This is a genomic window from Burkholderia sp. BC1, from assembly GCF_052683555.1.
Map to the genome: position 1 here is coordinate 1 of NZ_JBQYLP010000060.1, position 17,838 is coordinate 17,838.

Annotated in this window: 17 protein-coding genes and 1 pseudogene; 3 read left to right on the plus strand and 15 right to left on the minus strand. The window is 62.1% G+C overall.

What is annotated here, in order from left to right:
- Nucleotides 1-84 precede the first annotated feature (84 nt).
- The 6 genes and pseudogenes from ACSHSS_RS23480 to ACSHSS_RS23505 form a co-directional block, all read right to left on the minus strand.
- Nucleotides 85-1,140, minus strand: coding sequence for a multicopper oxidase domain-containing protein (locus ACSHSS_RS23480; RefSeq protein ID WP_445545615.1), 1,056 nt, complete (start codon nt 1,138-1,140; stop codon nt 85-87).
- A gap of 72 nt (nt 1,141-1,212) precedes the next feature.
- A complete protein-coding gene (locus ACSHSS_RS23485; protein ID WP_077021551.1) occupies nt 1,213-3,507 on the minus strand; it encodes a heavy metal translocating P-type ATPase in 2,295 nt (764 codons plus the stop codon).
- 398 nt (nt 3,508-3,905) lie between these two features.
- Nucleotides 3,906-4,103 (minus strand): heavy-metal-associated domain-containing protein, encoded by a 198-nt coding sequence (locus tag ACSHSS_RS23490; protein ID WP_058904037.1) that lies wholly within the window; start codon nt 4,101-4,103, stop codon nt 3,906-3,908.
- A gap of 31 nt (nt 4,104-4,134) precedes the next feature.
- A complete protein-coding gene (gene cueR, locus ACSHSS_RS23495) occupies nt 4,135-4,566 on the minus strand; it encodes a Cu(I)-responsive transcriptional regulator (protein ID WP_058904038.1) in 432 nt (143 codons plus the stop codon).
- A gap of 280 nt (nt 4,567-4,846) precedes the next feature.
- Nucleotides 4,847-4,993: pseudogene (locus ACSHSS_RS23500) on the minus strand (Tn3 family transposase); the annotation flags it as partial.
- A gap of 273 nt (nt 4,994-5,266) precedes the next feature.
- Nucleotides 5,267-5,488 (minus strand): hypothetical protein, encoded by a 222-nt coding sequence (locus tag ACSHSS_RS23505; protein ID WP_143272457.1) that lies wholly within the window; start codon nt 5,486-5,488, stop codon nt 5,267-5,269.
- On the opposite strand from ACSHSS_RS23505, the gene ACSHSS_RS23510 reads away from it, so the two are divergent.
- Complete coding sequence (locus ACSHSS_RS23510; RefSeq protein ID WP_060096548.1) at nt 5,487-7,178, plus strand: phage integrase family protein; 1,692 nt, start codon at nt 5,487-5,489, stop codon at nt 7,176-7,178. The two genes, ACSHSS_RS23505 and ACSHSS_RS23510, sit on opposite strands and share 2 nt — an antisense overlap.
- A gap of 263 nt (nt 7,179-7,441) precedes the next feature.
- Here the strand turns inward: ACSHSS_RS23510 and ACSHSS_RS23515 are convergent, their stop codons facing one another.
- Genes ACSHSS_RS23515 through gmtY form a run of 4 tightly spaced genes read right to left on the minus strand, consistent with a single transcriptional unit; the run spans nt 7,442 to nt 12,331 of the window.
- Nucleotides 7,442-7,654: a hypothetical protein gene (locus tag ACSHSS_RS23515; protein ID WP_212172589.1), complete on the minus strand. Its 213-nt coding sequence runs from the start codon at nt 7,652-7,654 to the stop codon at nt 7,442-7,444.
- Between the two features lie 27 nt (nt 7,655-7,681).
- On the minus strand, nt 7,682-8,341 hold the full coding sequence (gene gmtX, locus ACSHSS_RS23520; RefSeq protein WP_212172588.1) for a gamma-mobile-trio protein GmtX: 660 nt from the start codon (nt 8,339-8,341) through the stop codon (nt 7,682-7,684).
- The gene (gene gmtZ, locus ACSHSS_RS23525; protein ID WP_212172587.1) at nt 8,338-10,917 is read right to left on the minus strand and encodes a gamma-mobile-trio integrase GmtZ; all 2,580 of its coding nucleotides are present in this window, start codon (nt 10,915-10,917) and stop codon (nt 8,338-8,340) included. The genes gmtX and gmtZ overlap by 4 nt, the downstream gene beginning before the upstream one ends.
- A 43-nt stretch (nt 10,918-10,960) precedes the next feature.
- A complete protein-coding gene (gene gmtY / locus ACSHSS_RS23530) occupies nt 10,961-12,331 on the minus strand; it encodes a gamma-mobile-trio recombinase GmtY (RefSeq protein WP_212172586.1) in 1,371 nt (456 codons plus the stop codon).
- Nucleotides 12,332-12,670: 339 nt separating this feature from the next.
- On the opposite strand from gmtY, the gene ACSHSS_RS23535 reads away from it, so the two are divergent.
- Complete coding sequence (locus ACSHSS_RS23535; protein WP_058904039.1) at nt 12,671-13,066, plus strand: hypothetical protein; 396 nt, start codon at nt 12,671-12,673, stop codon at nt 13,064-13,066.
- 68 nt (nt 13,067-13,134) lie between these two features.
- A complete protein-coding gene (locus ACSHSS_RS23540; RefSeq protein ID WP_058904040.1) occupies nt 13,135-13,563 on the plus strand; it encodes a hypothetical protein in 429 nt (142 codons plus the stop codon).
- A 591-nt stretch (nt 13,564-14,154) separates the two neighbouring features.
- Here the strand turns inward: ACSHSS_RS23540 and ACSHSS_RS23545 are convergent.
- From ACSHSS_RS23545 to ACSHSS_RS23565, 5 genes are all read right to left on the minus strand, one after another.
- Complete coding sequence (locus ACSHSS_RS23545) at nt 14,155-15,048, minus strand: hypothetical protein (protein ID WP_058904041.1); 894 nt, start codon at nt 15,046-15,048, stop codon at nt 14,155-14,157.
- A gap of 8 nt (nt 15,049-15,056) precedes the next feature.
- On the minus strand, nt 15,057-15,194 hold the full coding sequence (locus ACSHSS_RS23550) for a hypothetical protein (RefSeq protein WP_154641513.1): 138 nt from the start codon (nt 15,192-15,194) through the stop codon (nt 15,057-15,059).
- Between the two features lie 262 nt (nt 15,195-15,456).
- Nucleotides 15,457-16,899 carry a DUF1173 domain-containing protein gene (locus ACSHSS_RS23555; RefSeq protein ID WP_058904042.1) on the minus strand — a complete coding sequence of 481 codons (1,443 nt, stop codon included), beginning with the start codon at nt 16,897-16,899 and terminating at the stop codon, nt 15,457-15,459.
- Between the two features lie 15 nt (nt 16,900-16,914).
- Complete coding sequence (locus tag ACSHSS_RS23560; protein ID WP_058904043.1) at nt 16,915-17,127, minus strand: hypothetical protein; 213 nt, start codon at nt 17,125-17,127, stop codon at nt 16,915-16,917.
- Between the two features lie 29 nt (nt 17,128-17,156).
- Complete coding sequence (locus tag ACSHSS_RS23565; RefSeq protein ID WP_058904044.1) at nt 17,157-17,825, minus strand: hypothetical protein; 669 nt, start codon at nt 17,823-17,825, stop codon at nt 17,157-17,159.
- Nucleotides 17,826-17,838: the final 13 nt, after the last annotated feature.

Below are 17,838 nucleotides of genomic sequence, written 5' to 3' on the forward strand. Positions count from 1 at the left end.
CACTCGACGTTGGGCTACGTCAGTCCGATGCAGTTCGAGCGGGACTGGTACGCTGCCCAGAACCAACGGGTGGCATAATCTCACTCAGCTAAGGGATCCGAAATTCGCGGGCAACGTCAGTTGTCGGGCTCCTTCCCGTACTGCCAGAATCGGCCAGGCTCCGGTCCCGTTGGGCAGGTCAACGAGAATATCAATCCGCTGGGCCATCGCCAAACCAAAGCGGCTGCCTGTCAGCGGCTGCACGGCGTTGCCATCGACCGCCGCGACCGTACCTTGCAACGAGCCGAGGTCAATGTGGAAATTCGTGGACGAAGCGCCGTTGATGATACGCAAGCGAACTCTTCCGCTTTGCTCGACCCGGATGATTTCCGGGTCGTCGAGCGTGCGGCCGTTGGCGAGATAGGCATCGAAGTCGACATCGTTAAGATCCATTTTCATGCCTGGCATGTGACCTGGCATGTGACCCGGCATGCTGCTGCCGGCCATACCCCCCATGCCGGGCATACGCGCCATGCTGCGGGGCGTTTCGCCCGACTTCTGACCCGTCATGGCCCCCATCGAGTCGGCCTTGCCCTTTTGCAGGTCTGCGAATACTTCGGCGGGATCGCGGAACAGGAAATCCTCCAGGAAGATCGTCACCTCCTGGCGGTCGGCCCGGACCTCATCGGCCGTGCGCACGATCAAAGGGGCAGCCAGCAGTTTCTGATGCTGGAACCCGTGATGGGAATGCATCCAGTAGGTGCCGGGGCGCGCGGCAAAATCATATGCTCGTCGCTCGCCTGGCTGAAGCGCCGGCACGCCGAACTGGCTTACGCCGTCCTGATCAGACGGAGGGGTCTGCCCGTGCCAGTGGACAATGGTAGGTTCGTGCAGGCGGTTGTCCAGCTCCACGGCAAAGCGTTCGCCCGGGTTGAGGAACAGGCCGCGCGTGCCGTCCGGCTGATGCAGCCCATACACCGTCGCGGCACGGCCGTTGACCTCAATCGAACGGGTGTCGACAACAAGACGACGCGACGTACGGCTCACATTTCCGTTCGCGACTTCTTTTGAACCGCTGGAGGGCCATTCTGCGCATCCGGTTAGCACGGCCGTGGCGGCGGCAGCGGAGGTCAGCAGGAATTTGCGGCGAGATAGCGACATGGGGTGCCCCTGGTTTCATGGGTTACGTTCATGACCGCAGCGGTCAATACCGCCGGTTTCATCTGCGAAAAGTCAAATTTTCACGTTCCGCAGCCGTAGCGCGTTGGTGATAACCGATGCCGAACTCAGGCTCATGGCGAGCGCGGCAATCATGGGTGATAGCAATAAGCCCGTGAACGGATAGAGCACCCCTGCCGCCAGTGGCACACCCAGCGCGTTGTACACAAATGCGAAGCTGAGGTTCTGCTTCATGTTCCCGATGGTCGCTTCGGACAGGTCCCGAGCTCGCGCGATGCCGCGCAGGTCCCCCTTGACGAGGGTCACCTGTGCACTGCTCATCGCCACATCGGTGCCGGTTCCCATCGCGACGCCCACATCCGCCTTGGCAAGCGCAGGCGCATCGTTGATACCGTCACCGGCCATGGCGACGACCTTGCCTTCTTGCTGGAATTTCGTCACCAACGCCAGCTTGTCGGCAGGTTTGACCTCGCCATGGAACTCCCCGATGCCGAGCTTCGTCGCGACGGCCCTAGCCGTCACGACACCGTCGCCCGTCGCCATTACCACGCGGATGCCGTCTTCCTTGAGCCGGGCCAGTGCCTCGGATGTCGTACCCTTTATTGGGTCCGAAACCGCGAGCAATCCAGCCAGTTGCCCATCGGCGGCGAGATACATAACGCTCGCCCCTTGTGTTCGCAGTGCATCGGCTTTGCTGGTCAGTGCTTCGATGTCGATACCCTCGGCCTGCATCAGGGCCGTGTTGCCAAGTGCAAGCTTTCGTTCGCCAACGGTTCCACGCACGCCAATCCCGGTACTCGACTCGAAGTTTTCCGCCTTCGCGAATGGAAGTTGTCGCTGACGGGCTGCATCTACAATGGTCGCGGCGAGCGGGTGTTCACTGCCCTGGTCAAGGCTGGCCGCGAGCCGGAGCACCTCGTCTTCCGAATATCCGTTCACGCCGATTGAGCGTTCGAAGGCAGGACGACCTTCGGTCAGGGTGCCTGTCTTGTCGACGATCAGCGTGTTGACCTTCCGGAAGTTCTCGATTGCAGCCGCATCCCGAAAAAGCACCCCGTTTGATGCGCCTTTACCGCTCGCGACCATGATGGACATGGGGGTGGCCAGTCCAAGCGCGCAGGGACACGCGATGATGAGCACCGCCACGGCATTGATCAGCCCGTAGACCCAGCTTGGCTCGGGTCCGAAAAATCCCCAGGCGAAGAACGTCAGGATGGCGACGCTGACCACCGCGACGACAAAGACTTCTGCGACCTTGTCAGCCATGCGCTGCATGGGCGCCCTGGAACGCTGCGCCTGCGCGACCATCTGGACGATTTGTGCCAGCACGGTCTGGGAGCCGACCTTCTCCGATTTAATGATGAGGCTTCCGGAGGCATTCATGGTCGCACCGATGACATGGTCACCCACTCGCTTGCTGACGGGAATAGCTTCGCCCGTAATCATGGACTCGTCGAGGGAGCTGGAACCATCCGTCACAACGCCGTCGACCGGAACCTTCTCGCCGGGCCGCACGCGAAGCAGGTCGCCGACGTGTACGTGAATCAGTGGAACGTCCTCTTCTGTGCCATCGGCGTTGATACGCCGCGCGGTCTTCGGGGCCAGTCCCAGCAATGCCTTGATCGCAGCGGACGTCTGTGACCGTGCCTTCAGTTCGAGCAGTTGCCCGACTAGCGTCAACGAAATAATGACGGCCGCAGCCTCAAAATACACGCCCACTCGACCATGTGCGGCAAAGGCCTCCGGGAAGACGCCCGGAACAACGGTCGCGATGACGCTATAAACGTAGGCTGCTCCCGTACCAAGTCCGATGAGCGTCCACATGTTCGGGCTTCGATTGATGAACGACCGGATGCAACGTTGGAAGAACGGCAAGCCCGCCCACGCGACAACCGGAGTCGAGAGAACCAGTTCGACCCAGCTTTGTGTGGACGCTTCCATCCAGCCCAGCCGATGGCCGAACATGGCCAGCACGAACACCACGGCCGTCAGCGGCAGTGTCCACCAGAACCTGCGGCGAAAATCCGTCAGTTCGGGACTCTCTTCATCCTCGAGACTGGGCAACAGGGGCTCCAGGGCCATGCCGCACTTCGGGCAGTTGCCAGGATGGTCCTGGCGAATTTCCGGATGCATCGGGCAGGTGTATATCGAGCCCGCCGGCGCGGCCTCAACCGGCGTGCTGGTCGTCGGTTTGACATATCTCAACGGGTCCGCCCGAAACTTCTTCTGACATGACTCACTGCAGAAGAAGTACGGGCGTCCGTCAAGCTCGCTGCGGAATGGCGAATCCGCATTGACAGACATGCCGCACACCGGGTCCCTGAGCGCGGCGTTCGTACCTTCGGACATCTCACCGTGACCATGTCCGTGGTGAGCCGCATGATTGCCATCAGCATCCCCGTTGGCCTGACCTTGCGCGGCTCGCGCAGCATGGTCATGGTGGCCGCCCACGCCGTGGCTCGCGTTCAGATGGTCGTGAGAAGTTTCGCCGTGGTTACGCTGTTCGCTCATTTTCCGTGCTCCGTGTTGCCTTTCACATCGTGCACAAATTGCGTCGCCGGTCGTGCCGTCCGTTGGTCACGTTGGCCGGTACGGTCTGCTGCGGCGACGCCGACCGACCAGCGTACTCGTTCCACATGTGCGCGGGAACGCGCGGCCGTCGGTGTGATTATCCACCACTGAGCCCGGCGGATCTCGAGAAACCATTGAGTCAGAAATTTCGTAGCCCGACCGTCAGATGTGCGAGCTCATGCGAGCACGGAGGGGCTATATCCGGCCTCCTGTATCGCCGAAAGAAATTCGTCCGCCTCGCGTGACGACTCGATGTGCACGAACCGCGTTTCAAGGTCGACGGTCACCTGTGCAGCCGTATCGACTTCCTTGATCGCCTTCGTTACAACACCCGCGCAGTGCCCGCAGGTCATATCCTTGATTGCCAGTTCCATTTTCCATCTCCGCTTCGTTGAATCTTTTCAGTTACGATCTTCCGATGCAGGTCAGCTCAACGGGTCGCCAATGCGCCTCGCCAGCCAGTTTCTCCAGAATCGGACAGTCAGGGCGTGAGTCCCCTTTGCAGTGGGCTGCCAGATGCTTGAGCGTATCCCGCATTTCCTCCAGTTCCTGAAGGCGTAGATTCAGGTTGGCAATATGCTCATTCGCGAGCCGTTTGACCTCGCTGCTGGACCGGCTGCGGTCCTCCCAAAGGGCGAGCAGCACCACAATCTGCTTCGTGGAAAAACCAAGATGCCGGGCTTGCCAGACGAAGCGCAGCACCTGGACATCCCTCGCCGTATACGCCCGATAGTTCGCTCCTGTCCGGGTGGCAGCCCGAATCAGGCCTGTTTCCTCATCATGACGAATCATCTTGGCCGAAATGCCCGACGACTTCGCAACCTCGCCGATATTCATCGTTTTCCCCTCTCGAAACGGCCATTCAAACGGCAGCAGTGACCATTTTTGACCTTCACACATTGGGAAGGTCAAGGAATTTCGATTCAAGGGGTAATCGTTCGGTTCGTGGTGCGACACGATGTCGCCGGACGCTGGTGGCCGCGATCACCTTGTGGAACACCGTATATTTCGAACGGGCGGTCGCTGCCATGCGACAACAGCAGTGCGTCGAGGGCAACCTGCTAACGCATCTGTTCTTTTGCCGCCTGGGCGAGATCCGGGATCGCTCGTATGAGAGCCAGAACACAACACGTGCGAGCGAGTTGCGGGCGGCGGATACACGCCGACGCAACATCGGGTCCTGGAGCCACTTGAGCGTGGGCAGCGTGCGCTCGATGCGCCCCAGTTCGCGCAGGCCCGCATCAAGGCCGTTCTGCCGTGGATAACCCACTTCGGTGATCAGGGTCCAATCTAGTAAGCGGTGGCCGGCGTCCATCAACTCCACAAACCACATCAAACCATCGTTTACCTGGATCCCGGGAGCTGGTCTCATTTCCAGGCGCTGGGCGGCACCATGTCGCTGGCCGAAAACTACGTGCTACGCAACGCCAGCGCTATCGCGCCAGCGACCTCAACCCTGGGCCAGTCGGGTCGAACCACATCAACCTGACCGGTGATTATGTCTGGCACGCCAACAAACGCGGCGCGAAAGGGCGCTTCAGGCCGTTGCGGGCGGCCAAATCGCCAGTGCCTTGGCCTTGGCGTACGAAAAAGTCCGTTTCTTGACGGTACCCCAGTGGCCGGCAAGCGCTCGCCGATTGCGGCGGCTGCAGGTACCTGACGGCGATGATTGAAAGTAAATTGTCAGCGTAATAACAGGAATGAGGAGATAAGGGATATTATCTGCCCATACTTGAAAAATATCTAAACTGGTGATCATGAAAACGCGTGAGACCCTTCCCGTCGACGACACCGGCTCCGACTTCCCGAACGAAGCGGAGCTCGCCGCACTGCGAGCCTGGTACGCCGGCGTGGACGCGCGGACCGCCGTTGCACGCTATCTCGGTGATCGCCGGGACGCAGGAGACTCATCGCGCGGAATCCTCGGCCGCATCCGCCGGCGACTCGTCACGTTTGCGCGAGCTCGTCATCGCGAAGACTTGGCTGCCGCGTTTGTCGACCGTCCTTCGAAAGCGGTGGCGGACGTCGTTGCCCGGGCCATCGACACTCTGCGGTACCTTCCTGTGCCCGAGCCGCACATATCTGACGAGATTGGCACATGGTTACCGCCACGCATCGTGGCAGCCCTGCAGGCCCACGGCATCCGAACGCTCGCGGATTTGACCGTGCGGATTCCTCGACGCCGCCGCTGGTGGTCGGCGATCGACGGTCTCGGCGTCGCTGGCGCGCGACAGGTCGAATCGTTCTTCGCCGCACACCCGGCCCTGACCGAACGCGCGCGCGCTTTGATCGTCACGGTATCGGCCAGCACCATCGTGCCGTGGGAGCAGATTTGTGTGCCGCACGAGGTCGATGGCTCGCGCGGACTGTTCCGGGCCCCGCAGGCGGCTTGCCTGCTGAGCGCGTCGAACGACTATGAAGCCATTCAGTCCTGGCTGTACCTGCACGAGTCGCCGGCGACCCAGCGCGCCTATCGAAAAGAGGCCGAGCGGCTGATTCTGTGGGCCATTGTCGAACGCGGCCGGGCGTTGTCGTCACTGACGACCGACGATGCGATCGCGTACCGCGGATTCTTGCGACGGCCGACACCGCGCGAACGTTGGGTGGGACCGTCGCGGCCGCGACAGAGCATCGAATGGCGGCCGTTCAGCGGCCCGCTGTCAGCACGGTCGGCGGCGTACGCACTCACGGTCCTGTCGGCGATGTTCCGCTGGCTGATCGAGCAACGCTACGTGCTGGCGAATCCCTTTGCGGGCGTCAAGGTGCGCGGTGCCGCCGCGCGCACGGGGCTGGACGTTGCCCGTGGCTTCACCGAAGGCGAGTGGCTGTTGATCCGCGCGCTGGCTGACGGGCTCGAATGGTCGTATGGCTGGAGCACACCGGCCGCCCAACGCCTGCGCTTCCTGCTCGACTTCGGTTACGCGACCGGCCTGCGTGCCAGCGAGTTCGTCGACGCCACGCTCGGCGACATCCGGCGCGACGAACAGGGCGATCACTGGCTGCACGTGGTCGGCAAGGGCGGCAAACCCGGCAAGGTGGCGTTGCCGGCGCTGGCACGAACCGCGCTGGATCAGTTTCTGGTACAGCGCAGACTGCCGGTCACGCCGACACGCTGGGACCCGGCCACACCGCTGGTCGCGAACCTCGAGGAGGACGGCACGGGCATCGAGAGCACACGGCTCTGGCGCGTGCTGCGACGATTCTTTCGGCTGGCGGCCGACGTGATCCAGGACGAACGGCCGGCGACGGCCGAGAAACTGCGCCTCGCGAGCCCGCACTGGATGCGCCACACGCATGCCACGCACGCGCTGGCCCGGGGCGCCGAACTGATCATGGTGCGCGACAACCTCCGTCATGCGTCGATTTCGACGACGTCGACCTACTTGCACAGCGACGAGGTCCGGCGTGCCCAGCAGTTCGATCAAGCGTTCGGTGCGCGAAAAGCCTGACGTCGAGGCCGAACACGCTTATGCTAAATCGGCACAGATAGACGCCATTTTAATAACCAGCGGCCGACTTATACCCTAACGGTACATAGTTCTCGGGTAAGTGGCGAGGAATTCAGTTATGGCGGTGTTTAAAGCATCTAAGCCTTGCGATGTATAAATACATCGTAACGCACCGAAACTTCCAAGCGCCGGCGACAACACTGGCGCTTTTCTATTACGTCATTCGTACGTTAGGGGGTTTGGTGGCGTTCCCTTTGGGCATGTTATGTCCCGGGCGATGCTTCCCACTCCTTGCCATCATCAAGGATAGGATGGGTATCACTCACCACAACCAGCGGCTTGCCACGATGGGCCAGCGCAAATCGCGATATCGCGTCGGCATGCCCTTCCGGCATAGCTTGGCAGTTCGGACCCAGTGCCCCGACCCACACATACTTCCCGGATTCAATGCAGCCAAGGTAATAAGCCACACTCATGTTGTTCTCCTTTAGTTTTTGCATTGCCTACGCAAGCACTTTTCGAATCGCCCGCGCGAACCCTACCTCAAACACTGTCCGGCCGCGCGCGTTGACGATTTCGCCGTGACTACCTTCGCACAGGCCGCGTGCTTCGAGGAAGTCGGCCGAAACCGCTTTCTGCAAGGCCTCGAGCTCAGAAGGCGTGAACTGTGCGGCCATAGCGAGCACGGTCACCGGTTGCGAGCCGGATGCAGCCGCGACGGTCGAGCCGAGTGGGCGCCGGTCCACCGTCACTTGCGCATTGGCTTTCAGCACATTGAGTTGCGCCTTGAGCTTGTCGCGTTCTGCGATGATGGACTGCATGATGGAGCGGATGGCCGGGTCCTCGATACGCATCAGATATTCGTGGCTTGCCAACGTCTTCGGCGTCTTGGGCGCGGGTGGCCCAGAGTAGGCGGCCCAAGCTTCAATCAGTGCCTTGTAGTCGACCGACTGGGCGTTGTAGAGGGCACGCCCCTTCATGATGCCTTCGGCTTCTGCCAGGCGGCCGATGGCGGGCAGCGAGAAGTCGCGCGAGCCCGCCTCATGCTGTCTGCGGCAGAGGTCATGCATCCTTGCCAGATTTGCTCGCCGGTTCGAGCGCCCACCCTTGGCAAGCAGAGACTCGAGGACCGCGTCGGGGTGGATGTCCGGAGCGCCCTTCACGCTTCCTCTCCCGAGAGCGTCTGGGCGATAGTCGTTGCTGGCAGAAGGGAAGCGAGGTCCACGCCGAAGTGCTGGCTGAGGCTGAGGCCGGCATCCATCATGCGAATCGTCTCCCGCTGGCCCAGCGCGGGATTCGCCGGATTCATCTTCCGGGCAAGGCGGCGCATGAAGGCGTTGCCGATGTAAAGCTGTTCGTCTTCACTCATCAGCATGAACAACGGCGGCAGGTCCTCGCGATAGAGCACGGCATCGAGCAGCTGGCTGCGGCGGAACACCGCCTTGCCGGGCTCGATGTCAGGGTAGACCTCGACGTTTTCGCACACGCCGGCGAGCTGGAGCAATTCCGACTCCGTTTCTTCGAAGGCGATATGCACGTCACTCTCTGCGCCGGCGGCCACCAACTGGGCACCGTCGCCCTGCGGGCCTTCAAGCGCAGCCTTGCACCGTTCGATGAGACGCCAGCAGGCGACGAGGTCTTCGGCGAGGTCGCTGAAGCGCTTCATGGCGCTCTCCCACACCCGCTCGGCCTGCCGGTAGGCATTCATCCGGGAGAATGGCTCACCGGTGTCCTCGGCGTCCGCCTTCTGTTTTTTCAGGTCCTGGAGCGCGTTTTCGTGAGCAAGACAGGCGTTGCGCGCCTCGTCGAAGTGGTAGGCGAGCGTGTTGAAGTGGGCGGCCAGCGCTGGCAGGTAGTGCGGCTCAGTCACGAACCATCGACAACGCACGCAGTTCCGGCTGCCGCCCGGAACGGGCATGTACCTCGTGGCTAATGCCGTGCCGATGTTCGGGCCGCCGTTGTGGCACCCGCCCACTGCACCGTTGTCCTGAACTTCGCTGGTGTTGCCGCCGACGAGGCACAGCCCGTGGTGCATCGGCATCCAGCCCGCCGGGTTACGCGCGGCCGGATGCTGCGGGATGGCGGCAGCGAGGCTGGCCACGCTGTTGCAGATGGCCTTTTGCAGAAGCTCGTCGTGCTCCGTGTCGAGCAGGGAGTTCTGGATGCTCGCCTCCTTGTTCGCCTCCAGCCGCTCCGCCGCGCCGAGCAGTACATCGCGGATGTGCGACGCGCCGGGCTTGGTGTAGTACAGCGTCATCAGAAGTCGGCTGTGGCCGACAAGCTTTTGCAGCACCGGGAATGGCACCTGGCCTTCTAGCGCCAGAGCGGTGACGAGGGAGACGCGCAGGCTGTGCAGCGGGAAGAGGCTCGTCATTCCGCGATTCTGCTTTTCAGGCGGTGGAAGGAAGCGAACCGGCGAGCCATTGCGATGAGTCTCACCGCGGTCAGCAAGTTGCAGTTCCAGCGCTTCGAGCAACCGGAACCAGCAGATCTCCAACGTTCCGAAGCGCGGTAAAGGAAGATGACGCTCGCTCTCGACGGCCTCGGGCAGGCGGAACAGGAAGCAGGCATCGGGATAGCTCGCAAGTTGCACGTCACTTTTCGCCGGAATGTGGCGACCATCGAGTTCCGTCCATGCCGTGCGCCGCGAGACGGGGTTGTACTTTTCCTGCCAATTGCGCAGCTTCTCCAGCCAGTAGAAGACATCCTGATGCACGGGTCCACCGAAGGACCACGGAAACAGATAGCCCTTCTCGGGACCGGACCTGGCGATGTCGGCAGTCTTGTTGGTGTTGATATAAAGCACGGTCGGGACGTCCTCGCCATCGGCGAGCGGGTTGCTGCGGCGGAACACGCCCTGCTGCAGAGGCCTCCGGTCACTGCCCTGTGCGAGCTGGCTCGAACTCAACGTCCACTTCCCCGCCGCATAGCGCCAGGTATCGGCCTCGCCCGAGTCGAGCATGCGGACCTGCAGCGTGCGCAACGGCAGGATGAGTTTCGCGAGCAGTGCCACCCACCGGACCGGGCTCCACATTTCCAGGCGCGTACCTCTCGTCATCGGGCGCGCACGCCACACGCAATCCGGGTCATTCCGGTCAATCTGGTCTTCGGTCACCTCGAACCAGTCCGCTCCGCTGGGTCCTCGTTTACCGATTTCGACTCCGAGAGCACTCTGCGCCCACTGCCAGTCGCGGAAGTGTGGTCCTGCCGCGAGCATCTGCCGCAGCTCATCAATGTAGCCGTAGGGCAGCGGTGAATGCACGCTTTCGTCGCGCCTTGGCAGACCTCTCCCGGACATCCGCGGCACTGGGTTGTGAAACGCCGGAGAGACCACGACGTGACCATTGCCGTCGGCCTCGCTGAACCCGCGCAGCAGCACGAAGTGCAGGAAGGCGTGGATGCTGTTGTTGTAATTGATGCCGCTGGGCGAATCGGGGCAGGTCGTCCGGTAAAAGTCAGGCAGGACGGTGGAGCGCGCCAGGAACACCGCCGGATCGAGCGGCAACCCCTGCTGGACGAGGTAACGTTCAAGGAAGGCTACTAGCGCCGTGAGCCTCAAGGCGACACCGCGTGTTTCGCCTTTCATCCACTCCATCGCCAGAACACGCCAGGCAGCGAGCTGCGGATAGTCCCGCTCGACCCAGCCAAGGGCGATATCCGTTTCGCGGTTTACTCTTTTGGTCCTATGTGCCGGGTTGGCGGATGCCAGGGGTGCGGTCTCTTTCTCTCTCTTAGTCATTAGGATTCTTTACTTGTTAAGTTCGATGCCAGGCAAGAACAGGTCAGACTGAGGCCGGATATCTCGATGGTTGCCCGCCCCGCAGCCGCTGTGCGGCCGCCTCAAGCGCGGCCAGTGCCTCTCGCGTATTTGCCTGTGTGTAAACCTCCTGGCTTTCGAGCGACGCGTGATGCATGAAGCGGCGGATAAGCGTCTTGTCGATGCCCGCGTTGCGAAGTCGCCGACCATAGCCGTGACGGTGTCCGTGCGGCGTCGTGCCCAGCGCCTTGCTCACCGTGAGTCCGATGCGCTCGCATGCAGCGGCGTGCGCCTTGTTGAACTGGCTGAGCGAGTACATGCCGCCGAGAGGTTCGCGGTTGAGGTTGATAAAGGCAAAGGGGTGATTGCGCTCGACGCGTGCGACCTGTTCGAGATAGCGGTGCCAGAGGTGCAGGAACCATTCGCCATACTCGGGCAGGAACCAGTAGGCCTGCTTGTAGTAGGCGCCGTCGTGCATGCCGCCCTTCCAGCCCGCGTGCCGGCGGTCCATCAGCTCGGTGCGTGGCACGAGGCCGAACTGGTGGCCCAGATATTCCGCTCGATTGCCTTTACGCGGCCGTCCCCGCTGGTCGCGCCAATCGGCGGGCGCGGCACCGTAACTCGGGTGGTGGATGAAGACCTTGGCCGCTGTCGGATTGGTAGGGTCCGGGAACACATCAGGGATGTAGAGGTGGAATGGCTCCGATTCGCGGAAGCCCGCGCCGTGCAGCAGCAGTGTGACGAGCATGCCCCGATAGTCGCGGCGCCCGGCCGCACAGAATCCCTTGACCAGCAGTTCCTCGAAGCGCTCGTCCGGGAAGGTGGGCGGCTCCCCCTTGTCGACCCTGGGCAGGCGTCGACCTCGCACGCGATGCCCGGTCCCGGCGGGGGATGCGTTCGCTGCCCAGGTGTGGCCAAGGAAGGCCTTGCTGCGTCGGTACTGGTAAGCAGCCTCGTCGGTTTGCCGGTCAAAGGCACCAGCCGCATATCGCGGATTCAACCTGGCCGCCTCGGGGCGCATTTCGCCGAGCCAATCGAAGAAGTCGGACAGTTGGGTGATGACGTGCGAGGCATCTTGCGGCGAGCGTGGCGCCCAGCACAAGCCGCTGGGGTCGAGCCCGGTTTGCCGGTCGAAGGTCCCGGTGTAGAGCCGCTGGGCGAAGTTCTGGAACAGACGATAGGTGTCGCGCTCGGCTGGATTCGTCTGGAGGTACTCAAGGAACATCCGCACCGAGCGGGTCACCTTTGCCATCCAGGTTAGGCTGCGGTCGTGACTGCGATACAGGCAGTAGTCGAGCAGCGGCTCCAATACGCCTGCTGAGGTCAGCAGGACAGGAAGCTCCGTGTGCACGCCGGTGGTGTCGGTGTAGACCCGGGCCTTGACCGTCACAAACATGCGAAGCCCCTGGTCATCGGATTGGCCAAAGTAACTTCGCAGAAAGAGATACGAGATGAAGCCGTAAAGGTGCGGCGGGTAACCTCGAAAATGGCTGCGCTGCGCTGCAAGTCTTTCTTACCGTACATCAGAAAAGCCGCGCATTATACATACGATGCTACGGCACGGTATAGCTTGAAGCTTTACAAAATAAAGAACGCACCTTCGAAGCGGGTGTCTGGGGGCTGATAGGACTCAAAAGCCCGGAACTATGTATTCCCGGCTGGGGGGAATAATGGCGATTATGATAGAAAATTACACGTACCTTGTTCGCGAGTTGCACGACCCGTCGAGGCCACAATGAAGTCCATCACACGTGAGCAAATCGTCGTGGCGAAGCGTGTCGCCATGGAAATGTACTTCTGGACCGCGTGCGCCCTCGATGACGATAACGGCTTCGATCGGTTGATGAGGATGTCTCACATCGACGAGCTCGACAACAATCAATGGGGCGGCGTATATCTTTGCGAGCACATCGCCGCCTTGGGTTTCGGGCTCGATAAAATCAAGAGCATGGTTTTCCGGGATGCGGCCCGCCTGCTGTGCAACCTGTGCGGAGCCACCCTGGATATTGCGACGACGCTGCTCGTACGAACGCCATCAACCGACGTGCCGAACGGCATTTATACTGCTGAGCAGTATCATGGTGTGCATTTTACTTTCGACGTCCTCGAGCCTCCCGCAGCTTCGGACTAACCACGTCCGGAAACGACGGCATTAAGGAACGCGTCGCGCCTTCACTCAACTGATCCGATTGGCTCACGATGGGATACTCACCCCGGACGTTTCTGATCGCTGCGGATGACTCGATCTGCCGGCTTAGCAAGCGTTACTGGGAGATGCTCGGGCAACCGGACAACCACCGTCTGCTGACCTTTGCCGAGCAGCGGGTGCGTATCGCAAACTTGCTCGTCCAGTTGGTGAACCGTGTCCCGACGCGGGTCGTGTATCGTGACTTCATGATCGTCACCTTTGATGCCGACGGCGCGCTCGACGTTGGCCAGATCATGGAACGCATGGCCGCGTACGGCGATGTCATTTTGTCCGGCGGCAGCCGGAACGGCCGCGACGTGAAGATCGTCGATGCGACGGCGCGCTTCAAAGTACAGGGCGGTCAATGGACACCGTCACCGGTGCTGGCAACGGCTCTCGAAGAGGCGGCACTCGGGCTGCGACCGTGCCCTCGGATCTGAAGGGTCGCGTGGCCCAGCCACCCGGCGAAATGTTGAAATTTCCCTTTTAAATCATACAATTAAGGTGATTTTGGCGAAAATTTCGCGAATCCCGGCCGACCCTCCCCTCGCTGCTAGCTATGCGGCCGACGTTCGTCGATGTTGCTGGCAGGCAGATTGGCGCGCACCCGCGCGCGCTGATTTCGGGGTGCGGCTTTGACGCGCCCCGAAATCTTTTGTCGCGCCGTTAGCGGTGCGGCGGCCGTCGGCCGCCGTAGCGCTTACGGCCTGCCGGAGGGCAGCGTGTGTGGTTCGGTGGGGTTAGCCAGGCAAGCGGGCAAGGCCCGCGTGAAGCCGCGGCTTGCCGCGGGTCGATATGGGGTATAGGTAGAGATAGGTTCTGACTAAGCCCCGACACTTAACGGCGAGCCGTCCCGACAGATAAATGCACTTATTCACTGCTGTAGGTGGTAGCACAGCGCCGCGTCGCCAGAATCAGTGCCGCAAGCCCGCCCATCCGCTACAAAACACCAGCGACAAACGCCATTGCCCACGATTTGCACGAGCGCGGGCCTCGCGGTAGCGATGGAGAGAGAGGGAACCGCCTAGGTGCTAGGCGGGTGGAGTGAGCTGGTTACGCGCGACCCGGAAACATCGGTCGCGATCCCAGTCGGGATAGGTAGCTTTGAGTTCGCCGGCGCGGATCATGACCGCGCGCTCGAGCTCGGCGCGACGATCACTCTCGGAGAGCGTGCCTCGGGCGGCAGCCTTAGCCTGAGCGGCCGCAAGCTTGTCGGTGAGCTGCGCGAGCAGTTGGCCCCCACCGGCGCCTACCTTCCGCTCCCGCTTGCGCGCGGCGTCCCGCCGGCGCTGCATGCGCAGGTGAGCACGTGTGCGCTCGTGCCGCAACCACTTGCCCAGGCCGAATTGTTCGAATAACGCGGGCGTGACGTATCGAATCGCCGCCAACCCGCGATAGCGCGGCCCTTCGTCGCTGACCTCAACCTCGCATTGTGGCCGGCTCTTCACCAGCCGTGCGGTGACCAGGTCGCGCAGCGCGCGCTCGGCACGGCGTACCGAGAGACCCGCCTGCTCGGCCAGGTAGGGCAGGGTGAAATCCACCCAACCGCTCTGCGCCGGCACTGCGATACGCAACGTCGAGACGTCACAAAATTTGACGAGCGCTCGCACCAGTTGCACGCACGCGATGCGGCGCTCGCTGCGCTGCTGGCGGCGGCTTCCATTGGCCGCATTCAGGGCCGGCAACCAGGCCTGCGGCGTTTCGAGATATCGGCCGAGGCGCAACTTCAACTCGCGCAGCAGCCGAGGGCTGTTCGCCGGCGCCGGACACGGAATATCCGTCGGCCAAACGCGCGCAGGCAGCGCCATGCGTCGACTGCGGGCGTGCGTAGGCACAGCCATCCAGTCGTCGCTGGCGGCCGGACAGGTCGGATTCATCGGAGCGTGCGCCAGAATCGGCGACGTACCGGGAATCAGCCGAGTCATGAGCTGGTTCAGTCCGTGCCCGATACCCTCGAATTCTGGTTATCCGGGTCGACGCCGGCCGCTACCACGTAGCGGAGCGGCAGCGCCGTTGCATCTGTTTTCAATGCCTCACCGGCAATACGGCCAATGTTGTTCTGGATCATCATCTGATGTGCTGATTCGTTAAGTTGCTGTCACATAGATGACGCTTGACAGGGCACGCTTCTGTTCTAGAATCCGAAACTTCTCGTGTGACGCCTGCGACGCTGAAGGTCCCTGTCGTACGTCGTCTTATTCGCGCCCCGATTGCACTCGGGGCGTTTTTTTTGGCTTGTCTACCCACTCCTCCGTATTCGTTAGCGATACACAACATTCCAAAAGAATCGCTTTCAGTCCAGCGGAACTGAGCGACTCCATAACCAGTTGCACTCACAACCAGTTCGCCGGACGATCCTCATCGGTATAGGGCGGATCTTCATCAAACATCGGGAGCGGTTCATCGACGACCGGAGGCTCGGCGAACAACCGAGCCGGATCCAGCTCCGTTTCGGGCGCCTTAACCGCCGCGGGCGTTCTGTTTTCGGGCTCGCGCGCAGTCGCGGGCCTCGGTGCCGCTACGGCATTGGTGGCCGGTGCCGATGCGAGCGGCCGCGGTTGCCGTTGGGCCTTGCGTGCCGCGTCGAAGGCGGTCAGGGGAAGCGGGGGCATCACTTCGGTCCCCGGCCGCCAGATCCATGAATCCAGCTCCGACTCCGCGATAAGCGCGTCGAGCTCGGACTGGTAGGCGGACGACACGTCGGCAGGCACAACGTAGAGCGCCGTACCGCGCTCGGCGTCGGTCAACAACGCCGTGGCGATTGGATGCTTCGCGGTCTGGTTGTACCGCAGGCACTTCTGGTACCGACGGGTGGCCAAGGCCTTCAGCAGCGCGATATCGGCGAGCGATTCGAACGGGATCCACGATTCGTTGGTCAGCATCATCGACACTTCCTGGACGGTGGCGATACCGGCCGCTGACAGGCTCGCGGTGGCGATGACCATGAGGTGGGTGCCTTCCGTGGCCGACCAGATCTCGAGCTCCGACGCGAAGACTTTCTCGATCCGCTTCTTGGTCTTCTCGTCGACCATCAGGCCATAGTCGGGTAGATGCTTGATGACCAGCTTGAAGCCAAAGCGAGCGGTCGCGATTTCCTTGAGCTCACCGATCACCAGCACGAAGTGCGGCTTCCCGGACTCGGAAACAGAAATCCGGGCGAGATGCTCCGTGCGTCGCTGGGCGATGCGGTCCTTCTGGTCGCCGACGAACATCTCGGGGACGTACAGCATGTCCTCGAGGCTCATCTTCTTCGCATTCTTGCCCGCAGCGGCCAACAGCAGATACTTGCGGACCACCGACCAGTTGCGCTTGCCGGCCATGGCCGGCGACCAGCGATTGAGGCCGGCCTGTTCCCAGAGGTAGTGCAGCAAGCCCCGCAAGGTCAACTTCTTGCCATCCGTCTTGATGCTGTCAGGCTCGTCGCCAGAGGGCTCCGGCATCTCCCGCGCCGCGCCTTTCGCCAAAGCGAAACCGAACTTGAGGGTGACCTCCCCGGAGTCCGGATCCTCGACGATGGCCGCCCCCTCTACATCGCCATAACCGCTCAGGCCGGGCGGGGTTTCGTACGAGTCGCAGCCGAGCTTGTGCTTCGCGCCGGTACCGGGCATACGCTTGACCTGATAGCGCCCCTCGAAACGTGCGATGTACATCGGAATCGGCGGAGTCGAGCACAGGCAGAGCGGACGTGTCTTCGCCTCGTGCGCAGCTGGCAGTTTCGCAAGGAAACTATTGCTTCCCGCCTCATATTCCAACCCGTCCAATTCAAAGTTCTGCATGCCAGATCTCCTGGTTTAAACGGCGGCTGAGCGCTTCGCCAAGCCCCTCGAGGGCGCTTTGGCAGAGCGGGGCTCCGCCTCTCGGACATCCAGGCCGCGCGCGCGGGCCTCGATCAGCAACTGGACGAGTTCCACGGCCTCGTCGGCCGTCATGTCGCCGGCGATCGCCGCCGACACGATGCTGTGTGCGGTCACGGGTTTGCCACTTCGAAACACCTGATCGGTCATGGGTAGCTCCGGTATGGGGATGGGCTGGCTCAATCGCTGTCGGGCGGGACGTCGCCGAATACGGTGCCGAGCGCGATCGCACCGAGCAGTTCACGGGCGTAGGTAACCGACGGTATGGCGTCTCCGAAATAGGCATCGACGCCATACGGATTCGTACACCACAGACCTTCGCCGCTGACGAAGTCGAACGAGTGGCCGTCGACGTCCACCGATTTGCCCGCGGTCAGCGCGTCCACGAACGCTTCGGGCGTTGGAAGATCCAGCGCCGGCCAATCGCCGGCTTCGATTGCCGCCTTTGTTTTGGCACGTCGCTCGTCGGCCGCTTTTTCTCGCGCCAGCTCGCTCTCCGCTTCAGCCAACGCCTCCGCCAGTTCAGCCTCGGCGTTGGCCTGATCGACCTGCGCCCAGTTGACGGCGCTTTCGAACGCAGCTCGCAACACGGGCACGTCGGCGAGCAACGGCGAGCAACCGAGATCGTCGGCCCCGACCAAGACAAGATCTCGGCCGAGATCGCTCGCCCCATAGCGTGCCCGTTTCAGGAGTGCGGCCCGCGCTTCGGATCCTTCATCGGTGGTGCAGATCGCCATCGCGTAGTCGACGCGAGCCTGCAGCGCGCGCTCGAAAGCGATCGGCACGTCGGGATTGCGCAGACCGATGCTCGTTGCCTGGTCCGGTCCAGCAGGAAGCTTCGAATTCATGGTGGTCTCCTTG

Coding starts and splice junctions, on each gene's coding strand:
- ACSHSS_RS23565 (WP_058904044.1), bottom strand. CDS start 17,825: ATGAATTCGAAGCTTCCTGCTGGACCGGACCAGGCAACGAGCATCGGT.
- ACSHSS_RS23535 (WP_058904039.1), top strand. CDS start 12,671: ATGAAGTCCATCACACGTGAGCAAATCGTCGTGGCGAAGCGTGTCGCC.
- ACSHSS_RS23550 (WP_154641513.1), bottom strand. CDS start 15,194: ATGATGATCCAGAACAACATTGGCCGTATTGCCGGTGAGGCATTGAAA.
- ACSHSS_RS23510 (WP_060096548.1), top strand. CDS start 5,487: ATGAAAACGCGTGAGACCCTTCCCGTCGACGACACCGGCTCCGACTTC.
- ACSHSS_RS23505 (WP_143272457.1), bottom strand. CDS start 5,488: ATGATCACCAGTTTAGATATTTTTCAAGTATGGGCAGATAATATCCCT.
- ACSHSS_RS23560 (WP_058904043.1), bottom strand. CDS start 17,127: ATGACCGATCAGGTGTTTCGAAGTGGCAAACCCGTGACCGCACACAGC.
- gmtZ (WP_212172587.1), bottom strand. CDS start 10,917: ATGACTAAGAGAGAGAAAGAGACCGCACCCCTGGCATCCGCCAACCCG.
- ACSHSS_RS23485 (WP_077021551.1), bottom strand. CDS start 3,507: ATGTCCGAAGGTACGAACGCCGCGCTCAGGGACCCGGTGTGCGGCATG.
- ACSHSS_RS23480 (WP_445545615.1), bottom strand. CDS start 1,140: ATGTCGCTATCTCGCCGCAAATTCCTGCTGACCTCCGCTGCCGCCGCC.
- cueR (WP_058904038.1), bottom strand. CDS start 4,566: ATGAATATCGGCGAGGTTGCGAAGTCGTCGGGCATTTCGGCCAAGATG.
- ACSHSS_RS23545 (WP_058904041.1), bottom strand. CDS start 15,048: ATGACTCGGCTGATTCCCGGTACGTCGCCGATTCTGGCGCACGCTCCG.
- gmtY (WP_212172586.1), bottom strand. CDS start 12,331: ATGTTTGTGACGGTCAAGGCCCGGGTCTACACCGACACCACCGGCGTG.
- ACSHSS_RS23555 (WP_058904042.1), bottom strand. CDS start 16,899: ATGCAGAACTTTGAATTGGACGGGTTGGAATATGAGGCGGGAAGCAAT.
- ACSHSS_RS23540 (WP_058904040.1), top strand. CDS start 13,135: ATGGGATACTCACCCCGGACGTTTCTGATCGCTGCGGATGACTCGATC.
- ACSHSS_RS23490 (WP_058904037.1), bottom strand. CDS start 4,103: ATGGAACTGGCAATCAAGGATATGACCTGCGGGCACTGCGCGGGTGTT.
- ACSHSS_RS23515 (WP_212172589.1), bottom strand. CDS start 7,654: ATGAGTGTGGCTTATTACCTTGGCTGCATTGAATCCGGGAAGTATGTG.